The sequence below is a fragment of the Kocuria sp. WRN011 genome, assembly GCF_002295155.1.
GTDB classification, from domain to species: domain Bacteria; phylum Actinomycetota; class Actinomycetes; order Actinomycetales; family Micrococcaceae; genus Kocuria; species Kocuria carniphila.
The window spans coordinates 417,506-435,621 of sequence record NZ_NSGI01000001.1 but is presented as its reverse complement, the minus strand read 5'-3'; the positions used below and the strand labels follow the sequence as shown (position 1 = coordinate 435,621).

The 18,116-nt window shown below is 62.1% G+C and carries 16 protein-coding genes; 13 read left to right on the top strand and 3 right to left on the bottom strand.

The genetic code is table 11. The features are described from left to right. Positions 1–84 precede the first annotated feature (84 nt). On the bottom strand, positions 85–1,587 hold the full coding sequence (locus tag CKW39_RS02045; protein ID WP_095796500.1) for a catalase: 1,503 nt from the start codon (positions 1,585–1,587) through the stop codon (positions 85–87). 76 nt (positions 1,588–1,663) lie between these two features. Next, positions 1,664–2,170, bottom strand: a complete 507-nt coding sequence (locus CKW39_RS02040) for a Fur family transcriptional regulator (RefSeq protein ID WP_095796499.1) — start codon at positions 2,168–2,170, stop codon at positions 1,664–1,666. A gap of 495 nt (positions 2,171–2,665) precedes the next feature. Here CKW39_RS02040 and CKW39_RS02035 point away from each other — a divergent pair, with 495 nt between their 5' ends. From CKW39_RS02035 to CKW39_RS01980, 11 genes are all read left to right on the top strand, one after another. Beyond that, a complete protein-coding gene (locus CKW39_RS02035; protein WP_143469922.1) occupies positions 2,666–2,881 on the top strand; it encodes a hypothetical protein in 216 nt (71 codons plus the stop codon). Positions 2,882–2,891: 10 nt separating this feature from the next. Further along, complete coding sequence (locus CKW39_RS02030) at positions 2,892–4,298, top strand: glycosyltransferase family 2 protein (RefSeq protein WP_095796497.1); 1,407 nt, start codon at positions 2,892–2,894, stop codon at positions 4,296–4,298. After that, positions 4,246–4,878, top strand: a complete 633-nt coding sequence (locus tag CKW39_RS02025; RefSeq protein WP_095796496.1) for a family 16 glycoside hydrolase — start codon at positions 4,246–4,248, stop codon at positions 4,876–4,878. The genes CKW39_RS02030 and CKW39_RS02025 overlap by 53 nt, the downstream gene beginning before the upstream one ends. A gap of 48 nt (positions 4,879–4,926) precedes the next feature. Next, positions 4,927–6,126: a non-hydrolyzing UDP-N-acetylglucosamine 2-epimerase gene (wecB, locus tag CKW39_RS02020; RefSeq protein WP_216823137.1), complete on the top strand. Its 1,200-nt coding sequence runs from the start codon at positions 4,927–4,929 to the stop codon at positions 6,124–6,126. A gap of 72 nt (positions 6,127–6,198) precedes the next feature. Further along, on the top strand, positions 6,199–7,974 hold the full coding sequence (locus CKW39_RS02015) for a DUF2334 domain-containing protein (RefSeq protein WP_095796495.1): 1,776 nt from the start codon (positions 6,199–6,201) through the stop codon (positions 7,972–7,974). A gap of 546 nt (positions 7,975–8,520) precedes the next feature. After that, on the top strand, positions 8,521–9,117 hold the full coding sequence (locus CKW39_RS02005) for a GNAT family N-acetyltransferase (protein ID WP_095796494.1): 597 nt from the start codon (positions 8,521–8,523) through the stop codon (positions 9,115–9,117). Positions 9,118–9,214: 97 nt separating this feature from the next. Continuing rightward, the gene (locus CKW39_RS02000) at positions 9,215–10,213 is read left to right on the top strand and encodes a YeiH family protein (protein WP_095796493.1); all 999 of its coding nucleotides are present in this window, start codon (positions 9,215–9,217) and stop codon (positions 10,211–10,213) included. A gap of 201 nt (positions 10,214–10,414) precedes the next feature. After that, complete coding sequence (locus CKW39_RS01995) at positions 10,415–11,599, top strand: TAXI family TRAP transporter solute-binding subunit (RefSeq protein ID WP_095796492.1); 1,185 nt, start codon at positions 10,415–10,417, stop codon at positions 11,597–11,599. After that, positions 11,596–13,749, top strand: a complete 2,154-nt coding sequence (locus CKW39_RS01990) for a TRAP transporter permease (protein WP_095796491.1) — start codon at positions 11,596–11,598, stop codon at positions 13,747–13,749. The genes CKW39_RS01995 and CKW39_RS01990 overlap by 4 nt, the downstream gene beginning before the upstream one ends. Beyond that, complete coding sequence (locus tag CKW39_RS01985) at positions 13,746–14,549, top strand: enoyl-CoA hydratase/isomerase family protein (protein WP_095796490.1); 804 nt, start codon at positions 13,746–13,748, stop codon at positions 14,547–14,549. The genes CKW39_RS01990 and CKW39_RS01985 overlap by 4 nt, the downstream gene beginning before the upstream one ends. Then, positions 14,546–15,427: a 3-hydroxyacyl-CoA dehydrogenase family protein gene (locus tag CKW39_RS01980; protein ID WP_256382220.1), complete on the top strand. Its 882-nt coding sequence runs from the start codon at positions 14,546–14,548 to the stop codon at positions 15,425–15,427. Before CKW39_RS01985 ends, CKW39_RS01980 begins: the two co-directional genes overlap by 4 nt. Here CKW39_RS01980 and CKW39_RS01975 read toward each other — a convergent pair. Then, a complete protein-coding gene (locus CKW39_RS01975; protein ID WP_095796489.1) occupies positions 15,418–16,341 on the bottom strand; it encodes a LysR substrate-binding domain-containing protein in 924 nt (307 codons plus the stop codon). The two genes, CKW39_RS01980 and CKW39_RS01975, sit on opposite strands and share 10 nt — an antisense overlap. Positions 16,342–16,463: 122 nt before the next feature. On the opposite strand from CKW39_RS01975, the gene CKW39_RS01970 reads away from it, so the two are divergent. Then, complete coding sequence (locus CKW39_RS01970) at positions 16,464–17,639, top strand: CaiB/BaiF CoA-transferase family protein (RefSeq protein ID WP_173674264.1); 1,176 nt, start codon at positions 16,464–16,466, stop codon at positions 17,637–17,639. Beyond that, positions 17,632–18,063, top strand: a complete 432-nt coding sequence (locus tag CKW39_RS01965) for a thioesterase family protein (RefSeq protein ID WP_095796487.1) — start codon at positions 17,632–17,634, stop codon at positions 18,061–18,063. The genes CKW39_RS01970 and CKW39_RS01965 overlap by 8 nt, the downstream gene beginning before the upstream one ends. The last annotated feature ends 53 nt before the right edge of the window (positions 18,064–18,116 follow it).

The window sequence follows — 18,116 nt, the reverse complement described above, 5'->3', positions numbered from 1 at the left end:
GGCCCGACTGGAACATCCAGCCGGGCCGTTCACGCGGGTCCGTCAATCCCACCGCGCGGCGGCGGGGGATGAGGAATTTAGACCCTACTTGTCCTCGTCAACGCCCATGCCCGGGACGGAGTCGTCCTGGGCTGCGTCCTTGACGGCCTTTTCGATGCGCTCACCAATGGTGGCGTCCACGTTCTTCCAGTATTGGAAGGCGTTGGACAGCACCGGCTCCTGCACGCCGTCCAGGGCGCCGGCAACGGTCTCGACGAACCCGTCGCGCTCGGCATCCGAGAAGACCTCGCGGACCAGAATGCCTGCCTGCACAAAGTCACCGTCGTCCGCGCGGAGGGCTTGCGACTCGCGCACCAGGGCGCCGTCGTCCTCCCAACCGTTGTCCACGGGGCCGGTCTCGTCCGACCAGGAGTCACCGAAGGAGTTGGGTACGTACGTGCGGCGGTCACCGCTGTCGTGGTACCACATGTTGCCCTCGAAGTTGTAGGTGTGCACCTCGTTCTTCGGGCGGTTGACCGGCAGCTGCTGGAAGTTGGTGCCGATGCGGTAGCGCTGAGCATCCGCGTAGGCGAAGTTACGGCCCAGCAGCATGCGGTCCGGGCTCATGCCGATACCGGGAACCACGTTGGCCGGGGAGAAGCCGGCCTGCTCGATCTCCGCGAAGAAGTTCTTCGGGTTGCGGTTCAAGGTCATGGTGCCGACCTTGTGACGCGGGTAGTCCTTCTTGGAGATCGTCTTGGTGACGTCGAAGGGGTTGAAGCGGTAGGTCTTGCCCTCTTCGTAGGGGATGACCTGCACGTACAGATCCCACGAGGGGTGCTCGCCGCGCTCGATGGCGTCGAACAGGTCGCGGCGGTGAGCCTCAGCGTCAGAGCCGGCCAGTGCTTCGGCCTCTTCGTTGGAGAGGAACTCCACGCCCTGGTTGCTGATGAAGTGCCACTTGACCCAGAACTTCTCGCCGGCTTCGTTGACCCACATGAAAGTGTGGGAGCCGTAGCCGTTCATGTTGCGCCAAGTCTTGGGCAGGCCACGCGGGCCCATCAGGTAGGTCACCTGGTGAGCGGACTCGGGGTTCTGGGTCCAGAAGTCCCACTGCATGGTGCCGTCACGCAGGCCGGAGTCCGGCAGACGCTTCTGCGAGCGGATGAAGTGCGGGAACTTCATTGGGTCGCGCACGAAGAAGATGGGGGTGTTGTTACCGACCAGGTCGAAGTTGCCCTCTTCGGTGTAGAACTTCAGCGCGAAACCGCGGACGTCGCGCCAGGTGTCCGGGGAGCCCAGCTCGCCGGCCACGGTGGAGAATCGAGCCAGCATGTCGGTCTTCTTACCGGGCTGCAGGAAGTCTGCCTTGGTCCACTTGGAGACGTCCTCGGTGACCTCGAAAGTACCGAAAGCGCCGGAGCCCTTGGCGTGCGGACGACGCTCGGGAACGTTCATGCGGTTGAAGTGCTGCAGGGTCTCCACCAGGTGGTGGTCGTGCAGAACGATCGCTCCATCGGGACCGGTGGTCAGCGAGTTGCGGTCGCTGACTGCGGGGATGCCCGCCTGAGTGGTTGAACCAGTGCCGTGCGGCATGGAATCCGTCATCACTTACTCCTAGGTTGGGTTGGGGACGGGTGAGAGAACCGGTCGACCCAGGTGGGTTTTCCGGAGTTGGGAGGGTCTACGTCAGGGTCATCGTCTTGTCGACCTGGTGAGCCGAGCAATCTGAACACACACCTTGGTAGACCACGTCAGCCACGTGGATGTTCATCCCATGGGTTTCGGTGGGGACCAGACAAGGAGCGTGCCCAACAGCGCAGGCGACGTCCTCGATGCGCCCACACACCGTGCACACCGCATGGTGATGATTGTCGGCCACCCGAGTCTCGTACCGGGCAGGAGAGTTTGCCAGGTCAAGCTGGCGCAGCAATCCGGCCTTGGTGAGCGAGTGCAACACCACGTAGATGGACTGCACGGTAATGCTGGGCATCACCGTGCGGACGGCCGCAAGCACCTCGTCCGCGGTCGCGTGTGGGGATCGCTCCAATGCGTCCAACACCGCCAACCGGGGCTTGGTGACCCGCAGTCCGGCCTCACGGATCCGCGCAGCCCACGACAGGGGTTCGACGGCGCCGTGGCCGCCGTTCTCCTGGTCCTGCGGCTGCGAGGAAAGTGTGGTCGAGGTCATAGGTTCAATATGTCATATTTTGAGTTACTCATCAAAAGGTTTCGCGGGGGTTAACGAAGCGTGGCTGTTCTTGCCGGCAGAACTACCGCCCGCCTGCTGGGCGGTGAGGACAGGGCCTCGGCGGCATCCCACTTTCCGACCCGCCGGGCGAGCCGCGGCCGCAGACCGGGCGCCCATCGCGGGAGCCGCGTTTCCCGAAGTGAAAAAGGGATTTCATCCTGGAATCACCGGTGACCGGGACTTCCGGATTAGTCCCCTATTGTGCGGGCAACGAATTCGAACTCGTTGAAAAACCTTGCGGTAACTAGACTCTGGTGCCACACTGAGGTCAATCGGCACATCAATGATGAATGGCGCCGTGGGTCCTGTTGGGGAACGGGACTGATCCATTGGGGGAAACACATGTTCATAGCTTTAAGCACGCCCTTAAATAGCGTGGCCAGCATCTCGGAATCCGCGCAATCGATCCTACAAAGTGGCGGCCGACTACTACTGATGATCGCCATGGTGCTCTTCCTCGCCTACATGCTTTTCATGCTGTGCGCCGTGACCATCTCCAGCGCGTTCACCACCTGGCAGACGCTGCGGCAGCACTCCAGGGGCGGCGTTGCGACGGCGATCGCCGGCGGGTCACATGCATTGCACGCGGGTCGTCATGTTCGGGGCAGACACACGGCCACCACCGTGAATAAAGCTGCACGTCAACGGTAAAGAATCCGTCATGATCATATTTTTTGGGAACAGGATCGATTTGGTCCTATGGCTCGCAATTGCCCTGGTACTGGTTAGCGTCCTGTACGGATTGACGTTGTTGGTGCTTTCTCGTTTTGAACCTCGTGAACACAGAGTTCGCCCAGGTCACGCTATAAATTCCGATTCAGGAAAGACCGTGGTCTTCGTAGTTCCGTGTTTGAACGAGGATCGCGTCCTGGAAGCCAGCTTGGACCGTCTAACCAGTCTCACTTACCCGCGGACCCATATTCTCGTGATTGATGACGGGTCCGATGACGGCACCGCGGACATCGTTCGTTCACATCCGGACCCACGCGTTCACCTGTTCCAACGTGTCCTACCGGAAGCTCGTCAAGGCAAGGGTGAGGCTTTGAACGCGGCCATCCGCCACCTCGTGGCGGGTGAGTTGATCGCCGGGTTGCCGCAATCCGAAGTGATCGTATGCGTCATGGACGCGGACGGCCGATTGGACCCCCACACTCTGGGCGATGTCATGCCCCTGTTCTCCGACGAGCAACTGGGTGCCGTGCAGATCGGGGTTCGCATCAACAACCGGCAGCAGAACTTGCTGGCACGGATGCAGGATATCGAGTTCGTGCTGTTCACCCATGTCTTCCAGCGTGGGCGCCGGCACCTGGGCAGCGTGGGGCTGGGCGGCAACGGTCAGTTCGTGCGACTGTCCGCGCTCACGGGATTGGGTCCGTCCCCTTGGTCACGCAGTCTCACCGAGGATCTGGATCTGGGTGTGCGCTTGCACATCGACGAGTGGGACATCGAGTTTTGCTCCACGTCCTCCGTCCATCAGCAGGGTCTGGTGGACGTCAAGCGGTGGATCAAGCAGCGCACCCGCTGGTTCCAGGGCCACCTTCAGTCCTGGAACCTCGTGCCCTGGGTCCTGCGTGATCTCGCGGGAACGCGCCGGGCGGACATTCTGTACCACTTGACCAGCCCCTTCCTTCTCTTGGTCACGTCGTTCCTGAGTGCGGCCTTCGCGTTCTGGGTCCTCGACATCCTGATCGGGATCGTCCTGGGTGAAGCGGTGGTCTCGCCATGGTGGCTTTCGGCCTACCTGGTGGCATTCGGCCCGGCTGTTCTGTTCGGTCTCGTCTACTGGTCGCAGGAGAAACATCACGGATTGAATCCGCTGGCGGCCATTGCACTGATCCACGGGTACGTTCTCTACGCCCTGCTCTGGTACGTGGCGGGCTGGAAGGCCGCCTACCGCGCCGTCGTCGGTCAGAACTCGTGGTCCAAGACGGAACGCAATGTCGAAAGCACGAACCAAGTGGATGCGTCCGCGGAGGAGCTGACCGGTGAGGCCTTATCTGAGGAAGTTCCTGGCAGTGCTGTTGGGAGTAGTGCTGCTGGCACTGTTGGTCACGGCGGGAGTCAATAACATGTGGCGATTCCAGCCCTGGGCGGACGGGGAAACCCATGGCCGGTGGACGGCGCTGTACAACGGCTACGGCCGCACCGTGGGCACGGACCAGCAAGTTGTGCTGGAACCCAAGGCGGCGACGTCCGCGGATGTCACCCACGGATCGCTCGTGCACACGAGCGAGACCTACCAGGACGCCGATTTTCAGATCACGGTGAAAACCGAGGAACAGGTGCGCGAAGGTTCTCCCAACGTGTGGGAGGTGGGCTGGGTGCTGTGGAATTTCCGGGACAACGATCATTTCTACGCCGTGGCTCTCAAGCCCAACGGCTGGGAGATTTCCAAGCAGGATCCCAAGTACCCGGGAAGTCAGCGATTCTTGGCCACAGGTGATGACATGACGTTTCCCATCGGTGAGGAATATCGAGTTGAGGTCAAGCAGGACTGGCCGCAAATGACCGTCAGCGTCAATGGCCATGTACTGGCCAAGGTCGTTGACAGGGAGCGGCCGTATCGCGGCGGCTCCATCGGTTTGTACACGGAAGACGCCCGGGTCCGCTTCATGGACCTCAGCGTGGCCGCCGCACCAGGCGACTGACGCTGGCTATCGGGGCGCCCTGGGCCGGCGCCCCTCAGGAGAGAGATCATGGTACGAGTAACCCCCCTTCAACCCATCAACGTCATGGCCGTCTACGGCACGCGCCCCGAGGGCATCAAGATGGCGCCCATCGTGTTGGCGCTGCAGAACGATCCACGTTTCCGAGTGCGGGTGGTCGTGACGGGCCAGCACCGGGAGATGTTGGACCAGGTCAACCAGAATTTCGGCATCGTGCCGGATCACGACCTGAACATCCACTCCCCCGGTCAAACCCTCACGCAGATCAGCGCCCGCACGCTCGAGGGGCTGACGCGGATCCTCCAGACGGAACGTCCAGATGCCGTGCTGGTGCAGGGCGACACGACCACGTCGTTCATTGGCGCTCTGGCCGCCTTCTACTCCGAAATCCCGGTGGTTCACACCGAGGCCGGGCTACGCACGGGGAACAAGTCATCGCCGTTTCCGGAGGAGATCAACCGCCGACTCACGGGCCAGATCGCGAGTTTGCATCTGGCCCCGACCGCCGAGAGTCGCGAGAATTTGCTCCGGGAAAACGTGGCGGCGGCGGACATCGTGGTCACGGGAAATTCTGTGATCGATGCCCTGTTGGTCACCGTGGCGGCACAGCCTCGGATTGACGACGCCGCTCTGGTCCAGCGGCTCGACCGGGGTCACCCGGTCGTCCTGGTCACGGCGCACCGCAGGGAATCGTGGGGCGAACCGCTGAAGTCAGTGGGCCGCGCCATCGCAGCCTTGGCACGGAGGCATCCCGACCACGATTTCATTTTCCCGGCGCACCGCAATCCTCTGGTGCGAGAGTCCATCGGGCCCGCCATTGAGGGGTGCGAGAACGTGATGATGATCGAACCGTTGCCCTATGCGCAGTTCTGCGCGCTGATGGAACGGTCGAAGATCATTCTCACGGACAGCGGGGGCGTCCAGGAAGAAGGCCCTTCATTGGGCAAGCCCGTTCTGGTGATGCGCGAGACCACGGAGCGCCCGGAAGCCGTTGACGCGGGAACGGTGAAGATGGTGGGGACCGACAAGAACACCATTGCCCGTGAGGTGTCCACACTCATCAGCAATCCCCTCGCGTACGAGCGGATGTCACGCGCGCTCAATCCGTACGGCGACGGCCGCGCCGCCGAACGCACGGTGCACGCGCTCGCCCGGCACTTCGGCATGGGGGATGCCGTTGAAGAGTTCAGCTTTGGCGAACCGTCGTTGGTGCGCACCGCTGTCGGCTAAGCCTTTCGCAAGGTGTTCGGGCTTGGACGGACACCCATTTCTCGATCCACATCACGTTCAGGCGGGGGAGCCATGAGCAAAACTTTTGAATTGACGCGGGGCCAACGTGCGGCCTGGGTGGCGGGGCTGCTGGTGCTGGTACTCGTGTCCGCCGCCGTAGTTTTCGGGCTGACTAACGACTCGTTGCGGGAGGGCCAGGGTTCACCGCTGGCCAGGGAGTACACCACCGTCTCCGACGGGGATCCGAGCGGTTCGGAAGCGGCTTTTGCCGAGAAGTTCGGTCAGGAGGGCAAGGCATCCACGCTGGTGCTCTATGACAAGACGGGCGAGTCCGCCTCGGACGGCGAGCTCTACGCCGTGGCGACGGGGAACCTGGTGACGCATTTCGGCACCGCGGAGATCAAACCGGTGGCTGATTACGCGGACAACGCCATGAGTGCTTACGACGCGGTGGTGTACATCGGGACGGATTCAGTAGCCAATCCCCCGGAAGCTTTCCTGGATGATGTTCTGACCTTGGACACTCCGGTGATGTGGGTGGGCGAGAATCTCAACGCCATGTCGGGCGGCCAAGGCGACCGAGCGGCGTCGTTCCGTGAAAAATTTGGCTGGGACTCGGGCGAGACCCAGACCGTGAGCAGCGACCTGCTGTATTCGGTGCGCTACAACGACCGGGACGTGGCGCGATACACCGATTCCGTGGAGACCGTGGAATCGCCCGTCGTGGGATCCGGCGATTCCGTGGAAGTGCTGGCCAGCGCGCAGTGCCGGAAGGACGACGCCCCGGTTTCGTGCGTGGCCGACGACGCCGACGGCGCTCAGGACGTCCCGTGGGCGGTGCGTTCCAAGAATCTGACGTTCGTGAGCGAAATTCCACTGGATTACATCGACGAGAATGATGTCTACCTGATCTATTCGGACTTGTTCTATGGTCTTCTGGCCCCCGATACCGCCCCGGTCAAGCAGGCCGCGGTGCGTCTGGAAGATGTGGGACCCGAGTCCGATCCGGCCGACCTGCGTGCCATGGCCGATTATCTTCAGGGTGCCGGTGTTCCGTTCCAGGTGGCCGTGATGCCCATTCACATTGCTAAGACGCCCGACGAAAACGACTGGTACGGGCTGAGTCTGCTGGACCGTCCCGAGATCGTGGACGCGCTCAAGTACATGCAGGATCGCGGCGGCACGCTGATTCAGCACGGCACTACACATCAGTTCGGCACGGGTGACAATCCGTACAGCGGCCGCACGGGCGAGGATTACGAGTTCTACCGCTTCGGGTGCAGCGCGACGGCGCAGCAGCCGTTCGAGTTCGGGGAGTGTGAGAACACCTCGTACATTCGCCAGATCGGCAGAGTGTCCGAGGATGCCGTGGAGCAGCACAAGGCACGCATCGAGAAAGGCCGTCAGGTCATGATCGATGCGGGGCTGGGTGAGCCGGAGATTTTCGAAACCCCGCACTACGCCGCCTCACCGAACGCCTACGCCGCAATGACCGAGGTCTACAACGCCCGGTACGAGCAGAGCGACTACTTCGCGGGCATTCTTTCCGGGGAACCCAGTGAGGCCGGGCGCGCCTACAGCCAGCACTTCCCGTACGCGGTGCATGACATTTACGGCAGCAAGGTGTACCCGGAGAACCTCGGCAACATCACCGAGGCCGAACAGAACAACCACGCCACCCGCGACCCGGAGTTCCTGATCTCCCGGGCCGAAGCGCACCTGGCCGTTCGAGAATCCACGGCGAGCTTCTTCTTCCACCCCTACCTGGACATCAACTACCTCAAAGAGACGGTGGAGGGCATCCGGGGGCTGGGGTACGAGTTCGTGCCGGTGGTGGAGTTGCAGTAGCACCTACACATGATTGTCACGAGCTACTAGACACGCCCTCAGGGGTAGGGGCAGCATTTCCAATATTTCGATTATTCACTAGACGGGGGTCATTACCACCAATGCCCAGGAACGCTCAACCGTGACCCCCAGCCCCGCACACAAGGAAGAGCTCAAAGCTCTTTCTCGATTCCTTGATGGCACTCCCGCTGCCAGCGACAGGCAGATCCCTAACCTAGTGTCCCCTGCAGGCGACAAACAGGAGATCCCCGCAGAGGTCTACTTCCCGCTCACTCACGTAGTAGACACACCCGGCAATGATCGAGGCGTCTCTGTGGTGCCGACCAACAAAAGACTGACCACCCAACAAGCCGCTGATCATCTTGGGATTTCCCGCCCGACGTTGCCGGAAAGCACCTTCGTCCGCAGCCGGTCACGGGGGCGCAACCGCGCCTGTTCATAATGAAACTTCCAAAAATTATGAGTAACCGAGATACTCATAATTTTCGTACACGAATCTATGATTCCCGGTCCCCGGCCGCTCGCATCCAGTCGTAACCTTAGCCCATGGACTTCTACGCAATCCCCGAGCTCATCGGAGACCTCGTGCAGCTCGAGCCGCTATCGGTCGACCACGCACCGGAGCTGGCAGAAGCTATTGCGGAGAATGACCTTTACACGACATGGGTTGCCCGGCTGCCAGCACCGGAAAACATGCTCGAGGACATCGAAACCAGGCTGAATCAGAACGCAGAACAACAAGCGGTTCCGTGGGCGATCCGGCGGATAAGCGATGGCCGAGCGGTCGGCGTGACCACGTTCCTGCATATCCGCCCGGAGGACAGACGCCTAGAAATAGGATCCACATGGATTGCATCCAGCGCCCAAGGAACGGGTATCAACGCGGAATCCAAGCTCCTGTTGCTCACCTATGCCTTCGAGACTCTGGGATGCATCGCGGTGGAGTTCCGCACTCACTGGCACAATCGCCGCTCCCGGGCTGCCATCGCGGCACTCGGCGCCAAGCAGGACGGCGTGCTGCGCAATCACGATGTGTGGCAGGACGGGACCGTGCGCGACGTCGTCGTTTTTTCGATCATTGATCGCGAGTGGCCAACCGTGCGGCTGGGACTGCGGGAGAAAGTCCGGTCATTCACCGAGTAGGGCCTGACATGCGCGTTCAGCGCACCGTAAGCGACCACCGAGTAACCACGTCGCCAGCTCCGAAGGCCGCCGCGCTGTTGGCGGTAGGTTCGGAGGCATGGTCGGCAAGGTAAGGGACACAACAAATCTCGTTCCGGGGGTAGTCGTCTGCCTGTTGGCCGCCGGCGTTTCTTGGCTAGTGTCGGGAGCCATTCCAGGACTCAGTGCCCTCTTGATCGCCATTTTGTTGGGTGCCCTGTGGCGCAACCTGTTGCCGTTCCCGAAGACCTTGAATCCCGGCGTGGATTTTTCCTCCGTGAAGCTGCTGCGCACGGGGATCATCCTGCTGGGCTTCCAATTGTCGCTGTCCGCAATTCTCGACCTGGGGCCGGGCGTGCTGCTCGTTGTGCTGTTGTCCGTGACCATGACGTTTGGGGCGACCCTGTGGATCGGCCACCTGATGGGCATCAGCTTGGCTCAGCGGTTGCTCATCGCTTCGGGATTCTCAATCTGCGGCGCAGCTGCCGTGGCGGCCACGGAAGATACGGCCTGCGCCAGTAAAGAGGAAACGGCCACAGCCCTGGCCTTGGTGGTCTTCTTCGGAACCCTGATGATCCCGTTGGTTCCATTCCTGGGACAACTACTGGGTTTGCCGGAGGAATCCTTGGGCATGTGGATCGGTGGCTCCACGCACGAGGTGGCCCAGGTCGTGGCGGCGGGCGGCGCCGTCGGCGGAGGTGCGCTAGCTGTGGCGGTGACCGTGAAACTGGCCCGTGTGCTCATGCTGGCTCCGGTCATCGCGGGCATCACCGTGTACATGAATCGTCACGGCCAAGCACGAGCCGGCAAGCGGCCCCCTCTGGTGCCGCTGTTCGTGGTGGGATTCGTGATCGCCATGCTGATCCGCACGGCAGGGGTGCTTCCGGAGAGCGTCCTCGCGGTTGTGCAGGTGGTGCAGACGCTCCTGTTGGCCGCGGCGATGTTCGCGCTGGGATTGGGCGTGCATTTCAAGACTCTGCTGCGGGTCGGCGGCCGGCCGGTGGTCCTGGGACTGTTGTCCACGCTGGTGATCATGGCGGTGTCGCTGGGCGGGACTGGGGTGTTTCCGCCGGGGTAAAACGCAGCGGCGAGACCGAATCCCTTTGCTTCTCATGAATCGAATTATGACCGGTTCGACATGAATCACCCCGCATAGTGTTGCGCATCACACAATGACGGTAAGAATGAACAACGCCGGTTTTCGAGACCGCGCGACGCACTTTTGATCCTCGCGCGTCTGCCGAGCGACACCTCTCCAACTGTGATTCATGGAGGCAACATGCCACGTCCCATCAGTCGACGCTCATTGCTCATGGGCATGTCGTCGGTGTCCGCATTGGCGATGCTTTCGGGCTGTTCATCCGGCCCTCGTGCAACCGACCGTACCCAGCAACTCGTGTGGTCCACCTACAACGTGGGCACGGGCACCTACAACGACCTCGCCGCCGTAGCCAATACGCTGACCGGTAAAACGGGTCGCCAGATCCGACTCATGACCTCTGACACCGGCATTGGCCGCTTAGCTCCACTGATCAACGGCACCGCTCAGTACTCCCGAGCAGGCGACGAGTACTACTACGCCTTTGAAGGTAACGACGAGTTCGCCTCCGAACAGTGGGGACCCCAACCCCTGCGCCAGGTGTGGACACCCCCGGGCAACTACGGCGTGCTGGTTCGCAAGGACAGCGGCATCGAGACTGTGGCCGACCTCAAGGGCAAAAAGTACCCTCGCCTGGTCGCCAGCACGTCCATGAACCGCAAGTTGGAGGCCATCCTCAATTACGGCGGTCTCACCGGGTCGGACGTCGAAATGGTGGACATCTCCTACGGCGGCCAGATCGAGGCGGTCAAGACCGGACAGCTGGACGCCATGTATCAAAACGTGGTGGGCGCCAACGTGGAGGAACCTGCTTCGCAGTACCCGATCCGCTGGCTGGACCTGGGCGGCAACGACCAGTCCCGCTACGAAACCTGGGAAGAACTCGCCCCCATGGTCATCCCCGGTCGATTCACGGACGGCGCAGGCATGGCCGACGGCGAGTCCGCGGTAAACATGCAGTACTCCATTCCCTTGACCACCCTGGCGGAGCGCCCCTACGACGAGGTCACTCGCTTGGTCACAGCGATGGACAAGTACTTCGAGGACTACAAGAACGCCACCCCGGACGCCAAGAACTTCGCCTTCGACCAGATCCTGCTGGACCCGATGGTGGTCCCGTTCCACGAGGCCATGGTCGATTTCCTCAAGGAGAAAGGTCGCTGGACCAAAGACCTTCAAACCCGCAACGACGCCCTGCTGGACAGGGAACAACGGATGGCGGAGGCCTGGCCGGACTTCTGGGAGCAGCATAAGAACGACCCCGAGGTGCCCGCCAAGTGGGTCGATTGGAAGCGCGAGAACCTACCCAAGCTCCCCACCATCGATGACCTTCCCAACTCTTCAGATAACGGAGGTGCGGCATGAGCACCGTCCAGCAACCCGCCAAATCCGCCGGTCAGCCATCCGCTCAGTCCGTGGCGCAGGATGTGGATCCGTTCGCCGATACCCACGCGCACGCCGGCGACGCCGTGCTCCATGACCACAACCCTCGCCTGACCCCCTTCTGGCGCGGGGTCATTATCGCGCTGTCCGTCGCCGGCATCCTCCTGACCATGAACCAGGTGTTCTTCTGGAACATCGGTGGTCTGGCAGTCCTGACGAATACGTTCCTGTACCTGCTCATCGCGTGCTTCGTGCCGATCGTTTTCATCGCCACCCCGCTGGTCAAGAAGAAGGAGCCGGCCAAGGGCGCAGAGACTACTGAACGATCTGACGGCGATGGTTCCTCGGCAGCGCGCCCTGGCAAGACCGCCGACGCCGCTCGCGGAGTTCCGTGGTACGACATCCTTCTGATTCTGGTCACCATTGGCACGTGCGGGTACTTCGCTGTGAACGGTGTGAAGATCCAGGAATACGGCTGGCAGTTCATTGCGCCCACTCTGGCCACCGTGCTCAGTTTCGTGTTCTGGATCATCGTGCTGGAGGCTCTGCGTCGCGGGTCCGGCTGGATCGTGACCGTGATTGCTTTCGCGTTCTCGGTGTACCCATTATTCGCCGGTGCCATTCCGCTCTCCTTCCTGCAGGGCATCTCTTACGACCTGCCCACACTGGCCCAGGTTCACACCATGGGCGCGGACAGTGTCCTGGGGCTGCCGCTTCAGACCGCTGGCACCATCCTGGTGGGTTTCTTGCTGTTCGGTACCGTGCTCCAGCACACCGGCGGCGCGGACTTCTTCCACAACCTGTCCATGGCAATCTTCGGCCGCTACCGCGGTGGTTCCGCCAAGGTCTCCGTGGCAAGCTCCGCAGCCATGGGCATGATGAGCGGTTCGGCCGTCTCCAACGTTCTGACCACCGGCCCCATGACCATCCCAGCCATGAAGAAGTCCGGGTTTAGCTCCAAGGTGGCCGGCGCGGTGGAGGCAACAGCCTCCTCCGGTGGTTCCATCACCCCGCCCATCATGGGCACCGCGGCATTCCTGATGGTGTCCTTCGTGGGTGTGCCTTACACCAACATCCTCATCGCCGCGGCGATCCCAGCCCTGCTCTACTACCTGGGCATCTTCTTCCAGATCGACGGCTATGCCGCGCAGCGCGGTCTGCGCGGCACCGCCAAGCACCTATTGCCCCGTGCGGGTGCCTCGCTGATCGCCGGCTGGCCGTACCTGGCCGCACTCGGTCTACTGACCGTCATGCTCTTCGTGGGAGATTCCGAATCCCAGGTCCCCTTCTGGGTAGTCGGTCTGCTGCTGGTCATCGCATTGATCAAGCCCGGCCTGAAGTTCGGTCCCTCGCAGTGGATCGACCTGGGCGTGGACGTGGGCAAGACCCTCGGTCAGATCGTGGCCATCATTGCCGGTGTGGGTCTGATCCTGGGTGGCTTGAGCGCCACCGGTGTGGCCCTGTCACTGTCGCGTGACCTGGTGGCCTTGGTGGGCGACAACGTCATACTGCTCCTCGTGGCCGGCGCAGCAGTGTGTTTCGTGCTCGGTATGGGGTTGACCATCTCCGCCGCGTACGTGTTCCTGGCCATCGTGATGGTCCCAGCGGTGACCGCCCTGGGCGTCGATCCGATCGCCGCACACCTGTTCGTCATCTACTGGGCCTCGGTCTCCTACATCACCCCGCCCGTGGGATTGGCAGCCTTTGCTGCCGCCGGTATCTCCAAGGCCTCGCCAATGGCTACCTGTTTCTCTGCCATGAAACTCGGAGCGGTCAAATACGTGGTGCCGTTCGGCTTCGCCCTCAACCCCGCCCTGGTTGCCCAGGCGCCCCCGGGAGAAGTTGCCCTGGCCTTCGTGTTCAGCTTGATCGCCGTCTATGCACTGGCAGCGGCCATCGGCGGCTGGATGTCCTTCGTGGACCGCCAGGTCCCGATTCCCTTCCGTGTCCTACTGGCAGTGGGCGGATTCATGATGTTCCTGCCCGGTCTCGTAGTGACCTTAATCGGTCTGGCCATCGTGGTCGTCTCTGCGGTGGTGGTTCGCATCATGAAACCTGCACCGGTGATTGACCCGGACACCGGCCAAATAGCCCGCATTCCCCAAGCCGAAGAAAAGGAGCCCGCTCAGTGACTTCTGCTGACAACACCGTGACGGTGGACATCCAGGATGGCATCGCCGTGATCACCATCGACCGCCCCGAGGTACGCAACGCCATCAACGCGACCGTTCTCGGCCAAATTTCCCAGGCCTTGGATGAGCTGGCCGCCAACGACGACGCTCAGATCGTGATCTTCACGGGCGCCGGCGAAAAGGCCTTTGTGGCCGGTGCTGACATCAATGAGCTGGCCGTCCGCAAGCCGAAGGACGGCCTGCGCGCCGCAATGCAGGGTGTCTACGAAAAGGTCGAACAGTTCCACAAGCCGACCATCGCCGCGGTCAACGGTTATGCCTTCGGCGGGGGTCACGAGCTGGCCTTGTCGTGTGACATCAGGATCGCGTCCACCAACGCCCAGTTCGCCCTACCAGAGACCAGCCTGGGCATCATGCCGGCCGCAGGGGGCACTCAGCGCCTGGCGCGATTGGTGGGAGTGGGTAGAGCCACCGAGATGATTCTGACCAGTAGGCGCGTCAAAGCCCAAGAGGCCTTGACCATGGGACTGGTGACGGACGTCGTCGAACCCGAAGAACTCATGTCAAAGGCCAAGGAAACCGCGCAGACGATCCTCTCCAAGGGACCGTTGGCCACTCAGCTGGCCAAGACCGTGGTGCGCCACGGATTCGACGCCGATCACAGCACGGGAATCCTCTTGGAACGCCTGGCGCAGTCGGTGCTGTACAGCAGCGCCGAGAAGGTCGAGGGAACCAACGCGTTCCTGGAAAAGCGCACGCCCGACTACCGAGCTGCCCAGCGAAAGGACGATGAAGCGTGAGCGACAACAGCAATCCCCTGGAGGGCGTCAAGCACGTCACCGTGATCGGTGCCGGTGCCATGGGCTCCCAGATCGCCATGGTGTCCGCGCTGGCCGGATACACCACCGCCCTCGTGGACATCGCCGAGGAGTACGTGGAGCGCGCCAAATCTCAACTTGAATCCCGCATGAATCGCGATGTCGAAAAGGGCCGCCGTTCTCAGGAGGACGTGGCAGCCGCGTTCGATCGGCTCACATTCACCACCGACCGCGATGGGAGCGCCGCCCAGACGGACTTCGTCATCGAGGCGGCAGTGGAGGATCTGGGTATCAAACGTGAACTGTTCACGGAGCTGGACCAGATCTGCCCACCGCATGCGATCCTGGCCACGAACTCGTCCAATATCGTGTCCTCCCGCGTGGCCGATGCGACCGAACGCCCGGACAAGGTCTGCAATTTTCACTTCTTCAACCCTGCCCTGGTCATGGAGTGCGTGGAAGTGGTTCCCAATGAGCACACCTCCGCTGAGACGGTCGAAACGGCGGTGGCCTTGGCCAAGTCTTTCGGCAAGAAGCCCGTGAAGCTCAAGCAGGAGACCCCCGGTTTCGTGGCCAACCGTCTGCTGGGTGCGCTCCGCACCGAGGCGCTCAAGCTTTACGAAGAGGGCATTGCCGACTTCGAGGACATCGATGTCGCCGCGAAGACCGCGCTGCGCCATCCCATGGGCCCGTTTGAATTGATGGACCTGGTGGGTGTGGACGTCGTTTACTTGATCCGTATGGCCGAGTACGAGCAAACCGGAAATCCGGAGAGCCTCCCGCGGCCCGCCATCAAGGAGCTCTATGAGGCCGGCCGCTTCGGACGAAAGTCCGGGCAGGGCTGGTACAGCTACGACTGAGCGTTCTGCTCACCGGTGTGGCGGGCCTCGGCGAACATCGTGCGCGCGATCTGGATCACTGATCGCAATGCAGGGTTGCGGTCCGAGGCCCGCCACACCAATCTGACTTCCAGCGGGCGCTGCTCCTCAGCGAGCGGCAGGAACACCACGCCGTCAGATGACACGTTGTCGCGCACAGAATCCAGACTCACTGCACACCCGATTTCCGCGCCCACCAGCACGACCAGGGTCCAGGAATCCGGGGCGGTCTGCACCACGCGGGGGACGAATCCTGCGCTCATGGCCAAGGAATTCAAGCGGTTCGAGAGCGCCGAGACCGCTCCGCCCGGCAGGGTGACCCACGATTCTTCTGACAGGCTGGCCATGCTCACACGCGGCTGGTTGGCCATCGGGTGGTTCTTGGGCAACACGACCATGACTTCTTCCTGCGCCAGGATGCAGGAATTGAGTTCCGCGGGGATGAAATCCCAGCGCCCAATGACCAAATCGAGTGAGTCGTCCAGGAGCCGTTCCAGGCCTAAGTGCGAGAACTGCGAACTGTGCAGTTCGAGCATGACCCCGGGCCGCTTAGCCTTCACTTGCCGCGCCAACTCTCCCACCTTGTGGTTGATGGACGCGCCGGCAAAGCCCAACCGGACGCGCCCGGTTTCACCGCTCACGGCGTCCCGCACGGCTTGTTTGGCGTCCTCGGAGGTGGACACCAGCCTGGTAGCCGGTTCGATCAAGGCTTTGCCCGCCGGAGTGAGTGACACGTGACGAGTGCTCCGCTCGAAGAGTTCGGCACCCAGACTCTTTTCGAGTTGCTTGATGAGCCTGCTCAGGGGCGGCTGTGCCACCCGCAATCTGGTAGCGGCCCGCCCAAAATGCAGCTCTTCCGCGACCGCGAGGAACGCCTTGGCCTGGTGGACATCCATCAATTGCCGCCTTTATTGCGTTTCGAGCATCACCGGGGGACGCAATTTATATTAGACAGAGCCTAATACCGGTGGTTATGTGGTTCAAGACACATTCATTCCCACCCTTCGAGGTCACTTTCATGACGCTGCCAGCCACCGAGGCCCCCAAGGGCCCCCTCAGCGGAGTGGTCGTTGCTGATTTCACCCGCATTCTCGCGGGACCGTACTGCACCATGCTCTTGGCCGACATGGGTGCCACGGTCATCAAGGTCGAGGGGCCCGGCGGCGACGATTCCCGCCAGTGGATTCCTCCGCACCGTGACGGAGTCAGCACCTACTTCCTGTCCGTGAACCGGAACAAGCATTCAGTCGCACTGGACCTCAAGGACCCGGCCGACCTGGAGACAGCTCACCAAATCGTCGATTCATCGGACGTTTTCGTCGAGAACTTCAAGCCGGGCGGTCTCGAGCGATTCGGGCTCGACGCCGCTTCGGTCGCCGAGCGTTGGCCTCACCTGATCCACGCGAGCATCACGGGCTTCGGAACCGAGGGTGGTCGCACCATGCCGGGCTACGACCTGTTGGTGCAGGGCATGTCAGGATTCATGTCCGTCACCGGTACCCCGGACGGCCCACCCCAGCGTGCGGGCGTGGCCATGTTCGACGTGATCACCGGATTGCACACAGCCATCGGAATCTTAGGTGCCCTGCACGAACGCGCACAGTCCGGTCAAGGTCAGCACCTGCAGCTGGATCTGTTGTCCTCAGCGCTGTCCGGTTTGGTCAACCAGACCACCGGCTACGCGGCGTGCGGCAACGTACCTCAGCGACTGGGCAACGACCACCCCAGCCTGTACCCCTACGGCCCCTTCCCCACGAGTGACAAGGACTTGATCATCACCGTGGGCAACGACAGCCAGTTCGCACGTTTGGTGAAGACCTTGGGTGTGGCCCACCTGGCCGAGGACGAACGCTTTGCCACCATGAAGGGCCGGAACAACCACCGTGACATTCTTCGGCCCATGCTGGTGGAAGCTCTGTCCACCGGGACGGCGGACGAATGGTTCACGAAATTGCAGGCCCAGGGCATTCCGTGCGCGCCCATCCTCAATATCGATGAAGGCGTGCAGTACGCGGAGCGCCTGGGGCTGAACCCAGTGGTAGAGACCGGCTCCGGCGAAGAGGCTGTGCCGACCATCAAGAACCCCATGTCCTTCAGCCGCACACCAGTGGGGTATGACAAAGCACCCCCGGCCTTGGGCGCGGATCAGGCGAGCGTACTCGCTTGGCTCGAGGAGCGCCGTCGTGATGGCTGAAACCAACCCAGCGCAAGGCACCAAGTTTTCACGGGAGATCGACCTGCGCTGGTCCGATCAGGACGCCAATGGCCACGTCAACAATGCCCGTGCGATCACCTTGGTCGAGGAAGCCCGCGTACGCGCTGCCCTGCACTGGACGGGAACCGTGCCCAACGGCGCGCGGCCTCGTGTGGTTCGTTCACTCAACGTGGACTTCTTTCGCCCCATCAATTACGGGCCAGAGCTGTGGGCGCACGTGTGGATTTCGCGAATCGGGTCCACATCCTACACCGTGCACCACGAACTGCACCAGGAGGGCAAGCCCTGTGTGATTGCGGAAACCGCGATCGTCCAGCTCAATCCGGACACCCAGAAGCCCGAACCCTTGGACGACCACATGCGTCACGCCCTGGCTGCCGCGCTGATCACTGAACGACCCTGACATTCGAGACCGCGACAGAGCGGTCACCCTCATCCATCTCTTGCTAACGAAAG